General features: G+C 37.9%; 5 protein-coding genes and 2 pseudogenes. 5 read left to right on the top strand and 2 right to left on the bottom strand.

Going from position 1 to position 8,814, the window contains the following annotated elements; genetic code table 11:
• The first annotated feature begins 400 nt into the window (after positions 1 to 400).
• From A9239_RS05780 to A9239_RS20865, 4 genes and pseudogenes are all read left to right on the top strand, one after another.
• Positions 401 to 3,088 carry a NosD domain-containing protein gene (locus A9239_RS05780; protein WP_230668811.1) on the top strand — a complete coding sequence of 896 codons (2,688 nt, stop codon included), beginning with the start codon at positions 401 to 403 and terminating at the stop codon, positions 3,086 to 3,088.
• 760 nt (positions 3,089 to 3,848) lie between these two features.
• The gene (locus A9239_RS05775) at positions 3,849 to 5,225 is read left to right on the top strand and encodes a NosD domain-containing protein (RefSeq protein WP_230668813.1); all 1,377 of its coding nucleotides are present in this window, start codon (positions 3,849 to 3,851) and stop codon (positions 5,223 to 5,225) included.
• Positions 5,226 to 5,304: 79 nt separating this feature from the next.
• Positions 5,305 to 5,964, top strand: coding sequence for a class I SAM-dependent methyltransferase (locus A9239_RS05770; protein ID WP_048117424.1), 660 nt, complete (start codon positions 5,305 to 5,307; stop codon positions 5,962 to 5,964).
• A gap of 170 nt (positions 5,965 to 6,134) precedes the next feature.
• Positions 6,135 to 6,800, top strand: a pseudogene (locus A9239_RS20865) (protoglobin domain-containing protein).
• 210 nt (positions 6,801 to 7,010) lie between these two features.
• Here the strand turns inward: A9239_RS20865 and A9239_RS05760 are convergent.
• On the bottom strand, positions 7,011 to 7,553 hold the full coding sequence (locus A9239_RS05760; protein WP_230629147.1) for a ferritin-like domain-containing protein: 543 nt from the start codon (positions 7,551 to 7,553) through the stop codon (positions 7,011 to 7,013).
• Between the two features lie 424 nt (positions 7,554 to 7,977).
• Entirely contained in the window at positions 7,978 to 8,403 is a 426-nt protein-coding gene (gene tnpA / locus A9239_RS05755) for an IS200/IS605 family transposase (protein ID WP_048117421.1), read from the bottom strand.
• Positions 8,404 to 8,571: 168 nt separating this feature from the next.
• On the opposite strand from tnpA, the pseudogene A9239_RS05750 reads away from it, so the two are divergent.
• Positions 8,572 to 8,814: pseudogene (locus A9239_RS05750) on the top strand (transposase); the annotation flags it as partial.

Below are 8,814 nucleotides of genomic sequence, written 5' to 3'. Positions count from 1 at the left end.
AAGCTAATTTGAGATTCTCGGATGGGAAATCGCAAGATGTCGTCAGTGTTAACTTATTCTCGGCTTAATATACTTAGGAATGAATATTGGGGTATAAAAGGGCAAAGGGTAGAAATTATGAGAAAATTACGGTAAGTCATGGCATCATTTTATAGTTTTTCTATTTTAATATCTCTCTATAATTATACTAATCAAAACCGATATATTTATATTGTACTTGCAATTAGTTTCTAATTAATTTATGAAAGTTGTATTTTAAACTTATTTTACTTGTATGGAGGGATTTGGCATAAACAAAATAAAGTTTTTATTACTAACCTTTTTAATATTAACGTTAAGTTCAATTATTGGGGCAGCGGCTGAGGTTCACGTTAGTTCAGGTGAGTCTATACAGGACGCAGTGAACAGTGCAGGTGCAAACGATGAGATTATCGTCGCACCCGGAACTTATAATGAAAATATCTACATAGGTATAAGTGACCTAGTAATCAGGTCTTCTTCCGGTAGCCCTAAGGATACAAAAATTGTTGCGACCGACTCATCTAAATACGTAGTCCAAATTCATAATGGAGATCGCATAACAATTAAAGGGTTTAATATTTCTGGAGGAAAACATGGTATAGGCCTGGAAGGCTCAACAGGCAGCACTTTAATAAATAATGTAATACATTCGAATCAGAATTTCAGTATCTATCTGGCAAATTCAAATAACAACATTCTGATAAACAACACAATTTTCAACAGTACAAATGGTATCAACCTGGTATTTTCTGACGAAAATAATATCTCGGAAAACAGGGTTTTTAATGATACTATAGGTTCAAGCACTCATAACATTTTCCTGAATAATTCTCACAATAACAATCTTCAAGGCAATACCGTTTCGGATGGCGAATATGGAATAGCCATGCGATATTCCAACAACAACAACCTTACCAGCAATAACGCTTCTGGAAATAAAAAAGGCATTTACCTGACCTTAAAATCCAGCGAAAACACGCTTTCGGGAAATCTGGCAAATTCAAATTCAGAAAGCGGCATAATTTTAGATAACGCTGGCAGTAGCAATAACCTTATCAACAATACTGCCAGGATGAATTCCAATAATGGCATCGGGCTTGCAAATTCCAGTAACAATTACCTAGCCAATAATATTGTATATCAAAACAGCAAAGGAATATATTTACAGTCTTCAGCCAGTGGAAATATCCTTTCAGGCAATATTGTGAATTTGAATCTTCAAGGCATTCAGCTTGAAAACGCTGGCAGTAATAACAACCTTACCGGTAACACTGTAAATTCAAATACTAATTATGGGATTTATCTGGTAAATTCCGGCAATAATTTCCTGCTCAACAATGTAGCTTCGCGCGATAATAAAGGCATCTACATCATGAGCTCAAGCGGAAACAAAATTTCTAACAATACGCTCTCGGATACTATCACTGAAGGGATAACCTTCTCACTTTCCAACAGCAACACCCTTTCAAGAAATAGGGCTTATAACAACAGTTTTGGAATTTTTTTGAACTCTTCAGATAGTAATGAGATCTCTAGCAATACTATAACTAGTGCTCGAAATTATAGTATTGCTATGTGCGCCGCTAGTAATGGTAACCACGTTTTTAATAATTACTTCAACAGCACATATAATACAAGGGTTAGAAACGCTTCAAATAACTGGAATACGACTAAAACCGCGGGCATGAGTATTACCGGTGGGCCATACATAGGAGGAAACTTCTGGGGAACGCCTAATGGAGAAGGACATTCTCAAACCAGAGCAGATAATGACAATGACGGCATTACTGAAGAGATATTTTCCACAGCCAACGTCACAGACTATCTCCCGCTTGTAGTTGTAGAAGCACCGGTGTTTCCTGAGGCAAACTTTTCAACTAACATTAGCAGTGGTCCTTCTCCTCTGACAGTCCAGTTCACTGACACTTCACAAAACGCAATCTCTTGGTTCTGGGACTTCGGAGATGGAAATAATTCAACTGCTCAGAACCCGGTGCATATTTTCTATGCAGTAGGAACCTATACTGTTAATCTAACAGTAACCAATGCAAACGGCACGAAATCAAAAAATGCAGATATAACCGTTCTGGAAAAAAATATTCTTCCTGTAGCAGACTTTACAGTAAATAAGACAAGTGGATATTATCCCCTTACAGTTCTCTTTAATGATCTCTCGCAAAATGCAAATGAATGGTACTGGGACTTTGGAGACGGAGCTAACTCAACAGAGCAGAATCCAGTACACACTTACTCCGCAGCAGGAACCTATACTGTTAACTTAACTGCAACAAATGCAAATGGCACGAAATCAAAAACTGCTACGATAACTGTTATGGAAGAAAGTAGCTCAAGTAGTGGAGGCAGCCATCACAGCAGCGGTGGCGGTGGTGGTGGTTCGCCTGAACCTCAAACTAACGTTCAAGTCAAGGAACTTTCCCAGACAGGGGTTACAAACGGAAAGCCTGTAATGTTTGATTTTGCAAAGAACGCAACCTGTGTTGTATATGTGAGCTTTGATGCAAAGAGGACTGCAGGCAAGATCACAACCATTGCCGAACAGCTCAAAACAAAATCCACTCTGGTTTCAGTCCTGGATTCGGGCGAGGTCTATAAGTACTTCAACCTCTGGGTCGGAAACGGCGGATTTGCTAACTCAAATAACATTGAAAATCCTGTGGTGTGTTTCAAGGTTGAAAAATCCTGGCTGCAGGATAAGAAGATCGACCAGAGCTCGATTACTCTAAACAGGTACAATGACAAGAAATGGTCACAAATTCCCGTGAAATTATTAAAAGAAGATAATAAGTACCTGTACTTCACGGCAGAAACACCGGGCTTTTCGTTCTTTGCAATAACAGGAAAAGCAGTCGAAAAAGAAAAAGTAGCTGAAGCAAAGCCTTCAACCAATACTTCAAAACTTGAGAAGAACAGTACAGCATCGGAGACAGAACCCGAACAGAAAACCGAACAGGAACCGGGAAAGAATAAAACCACAAGCATACCTGGATTTGAAGCGCTCTATGTAGTAGCTTGCCTTGTTATGGTATTCCTGCAGAGAAAAAAATAAAAGGACAACTAAATAAAGAGAAATAAGGGTCAAAATTCTTCTTTTTACTCCTCCTTATTTCTCCATTTTCCTTTAGACTCTTTTTTTCTCCATTTTTCTATTTTACTCTTTTTTTCTCCATTTTTCTATTTTACTCTTTTTTTCTCCATTTTTCTATTTTACTAGTTTACTCTTATTATTTCTTTATTTTTTATTATACTCTTTTTATTTGCTTTTTTATAGCACTTTTTTATTACTAACAATAATTATCGGACAGATTTTTCAGGTTAGGGTGGTCGCACGCAATTTGATTTCAAGGAAAGGTTGAGTTTAATATCTTCATCCTGTTCTCCAGCTTTTGTTATTTATCATATAATATCAGCAAGTTTAGCCATACACTAACATTGTATATTTATTTTTAATTCGTCTCGACTAAACCCAGCATATTTATATTACTTTATACATTATTCCACCTGCTCTGGCAATTTGGATGAAATATTCTATAAAGATAAAGCAAATTGTATGCATAAACGCATGTGGGTTCCTGCATATTTTTTACACAAGGATAAAGTAAAGCGATTCTATACGCTGTTGTAAAAGGCCTTACTTTAGATAACAAGAGAACTTTTTAGATCACAAGAGAACTCACCTTAGATAACAAGAGCATCTACATGGAATATTATCTGTGACTTATCAGCCACTTAAAGCAAATTTAATTAGAAAATTTTATTGCTTTTTTTGAGTGGATGGAGGGATTAGAATAAGTAAATTAATTACTTTATTGTTAGTTTTTTTTATCCTGATATTAAGCTCTGGTATTGGAACTGCGAATGAAATCTTTGTCAAATCAGGAGAGTCTATACAGTCTGCTGTAAACAATGCGGCTTCAGGCGATGTGGTAATTGTAAAGCCTGGAACCTATACCGAGAACATCAATGTAACCGTACATAACTTGGTAATTAAATCCGAGTCAGAAAATCCTGCAGATACGATAATAATGGCTAAAGACCCGGCTTTAGATGTTTTCAATATACAGGCAAATAAAGTTACGATTAGCGGGTTTAAAATAATGGAGGCAAATAAAGACCATGCAGGGGTCTATATGTATAAGTGCAAAAACTGCACCATTGAGAATAGTAGATTGCTGAATAATACTATTGGAGTACATCTGAAGAATTCGGATTATAATTCAGTTCTTGATAACCTGATTGGAAAAGGTGATAAGGGAGTTGTCACTGAGCAGTCCAATTACAATACGATATCCGGAAACCGAGCTTCAAAAAACAGGTACGGATTCTATGTTCCAAATTCTGAGGGGAATGTAATCTCAAATAATACGCTCTCGGAAAACAAAGATTACGGAATCGTGCTTTCAACTGGAGTAGATAATACTATCTCAGAAAATAATGCTTCTGATAACGGTAGAGGCATCTACCTGGGCAATTCGGATAACAATAAGATCTCAAGCAATACTATTACTTCAAATGAGGTTTTTGGGCTTTTTGTCTGTCCCAAAAGTGACAAGAATAGCGTCCTTAATAACTACTTCAATAATACTGTCAATGCCGTACCTAATAATGGAACCGATAATATATACTATATAGAAAAAACTCCAGGCACTAACATTGTCGGCGGACCTTATCTTGCAGGAAACTACTGGGCACAACCCAATGGAACGGGTCCCTCGGAAGTCACGCCTGATGCAGATGGGGATGGTATTGCTGATAAGGTATACAGGCTTGAAAACAGTGATTACGTCGATCGCCGACCTCTTGTAGCCGCTAAAGTAAAGAAGCCTATTCTTCCTGTTGCAAATTTCAGTACCAATGCAACTAGTGGTCATCCTCCTCTTTCAGTCAAGTTTACCGATCTTTCAAAAAATGAAACCGAAATAAACTGGGACTTTGAAAGCGACGGAAACATTGATTCGACGGACGAAAATCCGGTTCATATCTTCACAGAGCCTGGAACCTATACCGTTAATCTTACTGCAAGTAACGAAAACGGGACTGCTTCCAAAAATTATATAATAGTCGTTCTTGAAGGACAAGAGACTCAAGAACCTGTCTGGCAGAATAAAATTGAGAGTTTACCTGGCTTTGAATTGATTTATGGAATTTTTGGTTTGCTTGCGGTTTTCCTGTATAGAAAAAGATGAGAAATTCTGAAGGGGAAAAAGATTAAGGGAACTTAAAGAATCAAAGAAAAACATGAGTCAGTGACGGGAGTGGGGTTTAATGGGGTTATGGGAGAGATTTGACAGGCATTCAGAGAAATATGACGCCTGGTACGAGAAATATAAACCTGCATACGAATCCGAGCTTCTTGCCCTGAGATCTGTTCTTCCCGAAAATCCGGAGAAATTGAAAGCTCTCGAAATTGGAGCTGGTACAGGCAGATTCGCTTCGGCTCTTGGGATTGGACTCGGACTTGAACCGGCAAGAGCTATGGCAATGCTTGCAAAGCAACGAAGACTGGAAGTCTTGCTTGGTGTTGCGGAGTTTCTGCCCTTTAAAAGAGAGAAACTTGATCTTGTTTTAATCGTTACTGCACTTTCTTTTTTTAAAAATCCGAACCAGGCACTCAAGGAAGCTCTGAGGGTATTGAAACCAGGCGGACAAATTATAGTTGGAATACTTGATAGGGACAGCCCTCAGGGACGCTGCATTGAGTCGGAGAAAAAAGAAAGCAAATTTTCCGCAGAGGCACATTTTCTTTCTGCAACAGAAGTCTTAACTTATCTTTTAGAAATTGGGTTTGAAAATCTCGAGATCTGCCAGACTCTTTTTAAAAAGCCTGAGAAAATCGAATCTGTTGAACTTCCGGAAAAAGGGCATGGAAAAGGAAGATTTGCAGTAATTTCAGCAAGAAAGACATTTCATGGATTCGGGAATTGAAATATTTATATTCCGAATTATTATAAGAAATCAATATAATAAATAGAATGTCCTCAATTCCATTTTTAAAGGAAATAATAAATTGATAATTGGACTAATTGATAATTGGGCTAATTGATAATTGGACTAATTGATAATTGAGCTAATTGATAATTGGGGGGTTAAAATTAATGTCCATAGAAAAAATTCAGGGTTACACCTACGGAAAGACAGAAAATATGTCTCCTCTTAACCTGGAGGATCTGAAACTATTAAAAGAGGCTGTGATGTTTACAGAAGAGGATGAGAAATACCTCAAGAAAGCAGGAGAAGTGCTGGAAGACCAGGTTGAGGAGATTATTGACACCTGGTATGGATTTGTGGGTTCACATCCGCATCTACTCTATTATTTCACCAGTCCAGACGGAATTCCCAACGAAGAATATCTTGCTGCTGTAAGAAAACGTTTTTCCAAGTGGATTCTTGATACATGCAACCGCAACTACGACCAGGCCTGGCTGGATTATCAATATGAGATATAGTCACGCCTACAATTATTGCAACAAAAACTCATTGTACCTTATTGAGTAGTTGCATTATTTATCCTCGTGACTATAGGTCTGCGACATCACCGGACCAAGAAGAAACGGACCGACAATGTAGAATCTGTTCCAAACATAAACTATCGCTATCTTGTCGCTTTTATTTACCCGATAACAGCAACAATTAAACCTTTTCTTGCAAAGAAAGGGCACACTTCCGAGGGAGTGGAAAAGATGTATCAGGCCTGGTTTAAGGCAATAACACTGCAGGTGACTTTATGGAGTTATCCTTATGTGAGGCAAGGGGATTTTTGAGAGACGACGAAGAGCAGAAATTTTAGTCATTGTAACACTGCTTTGAAACTAGATCAAAACTAATAATTTTCTTCTAAAAAGGGAAATAATTTTCTAAAAATGTAAGTGATTCTCTAAAAATAAAGGGGATCTCTAATTAAATTAAGGCTCTTTATCCTTTTTTCATCTATATTACCATCTACTGATCGTCATCTAAAAACCTATATTATCTCAAAAACTTTGAGACAAAAGGAGAAGTGTCTCCTCTGCGCAAGAAATGTCCGGAAGGTCCTTCTCCAAGGAATTCGGAGAACCATGACTCGTGCTCGATTTCTTCGTTAAGGATCGCCTGAGACCGTAGGTACGGTGGTCTTTGCCGGCAGTCATATTGCAGATTTCGGTATATCCGCGTACTGCACACCTTTCTGCGTTAACAAGTACTTGCAGCATTGCCTGCACGTCTGTCGGATCTTCCGGGAGATACGCCGGTGAGCAAGCGGAAATATCGTGGAAGTCATTCATGTTTCTGAGAAGTTTTCCACCCAGTTCGTAAATCCTGGGTATAAGAGCTTCAAAGTGGTTCCTGTCTTCGACTCGGGCCGTTTCAGCAATCTCTTTTATTCCTTCTCCTTCCAGGCCAATTAAATTAAACCTCAATATGGTATAGTAGTAGTAAGTTGTGAGTTCGGCAGAAGCATTTTTGATCAAAAGTTCTAGCAGTTTTTCAATGTCAACTCCAGCCTTCTCTACAACTTCTCTTGCCACTTTTGCCACAGTAATCAATCCTGTTGTAGCTATCGATTTTATGATCTGTTATTAATTTATTATTATATTTTTATTAAATTACTAATATATTATAATCGACCTTATATATCCATTTTGAAACAATCCTACAGCTATAATCTTAAAAATAAAATTGCGGGCGGCTACCCCATCCTTTAGAAGCTGGCCGATTATTACTGACAATAATGAAACATAATAGTCTACTGGTGGATTGGAACTTGTTCCGTACTTTCATGCCAAATTGGACTACTGTCGTTATGTATATATGTTAACGCCATTAAGTAATGGTAATTATGAAAATCAAATTGCGTGCGGCCACCCCACCCTAAAGGATGGGGTATGCTTCGGGCCGCCCGCCCGGTTATTTTGGTACTTAGAACTCATTAATTCTACGTTTCCTGGATTATTTTAACCTCTATGATTGAGCTTCTGTTTTCGTTTTTCCCTGCGATTCCTTAATATAATGCTTGATTGTGTCAGCAGTTACATTCCCAATAGATCGATAGAACTTTCCACTTGACCATAGACTTCCACTCCAATACTGGTGTCTCATTTCAGGATGAAGCTTGAAAAGTCTGTAAGAACTTCCTCCTTTCAAGTATTGAATTACCTTTGATAGAGAAGTACTTGGATGAAACTCTAGAAACAAGTGAACATGATCATCTACAACTTCCATTGCATGAATTTTGTAGCCTTTTTCCATGCAAATACTGTTGAGAATCAACTCGCAATCCTTTTTAATCCGCTTGTTGTAGAATATACTGTATCGATATTTAGGTACCAACACGATGTGGTAGGTAATCTGACCATAGCCATGGCTAAAACTACGTAGTTCCAACATTGTATCACATCCTAGCCATAGGTGGCTGGCACCACCTGTGGTTATGGTGCCAAAAAAAACTTTATTTTACAAAGAAATGATGATTGAAACAGTTATGCGAATATAAAATAGCCAGCGAGGGTTCACTTCATCCCCGACCTAAAGGTCAGGGTATTCGTGACCCTCTGCGCTCCCATAGTAATAAAGTTTAAAAGAAGAGCATACAAAGGCAAGCAAAAACAGGACGAGATGATTGTACGTCTTGTTGCAGTCTATAATGACGAGGATGAAAAGTACCATATTTATATCACAAATATTCAGAAAGATATTTTGAATGCAAAAGACATTGCAAACCTATATGGAGCAAGATGGGACATAGAACTGTTGTTTAAGGAATTGAAAAGCAAATATGCGCTGGACGTTCTTGAAACA

This window comes from Methanosarcina sp. A14 (assembly GCF_001729375.1).
GTDB classification, from domain to species: domain Archaea; phylum Halobacteriota; class Methanosarcinia; order Methanosarcinales; family Methanosarcinaceae; genus Methanosarcina; species Methanosarcina barkeri.
The sequence above is the reverse complement of the archived record's forward strand: the minus strand, read 5'-3'. Positions and strand labels throughout refer to the sequence as shown.

Coding starts and splice junctions, on each gene's coding strand:
- A9239_RS05770 (WP_048117424.1), top strand. CDS start 5,305: ATGGGGTTATGGGAGAGATTTGACAGGCATTCAGAGAAATATGACGCC.
- tnpA (WP_048117421.1), bottom strand. CDS start 8,403: ATGTTGGAACTACGTAGTTTTAGCCATGGCTATGGTCAGATTACCTAC.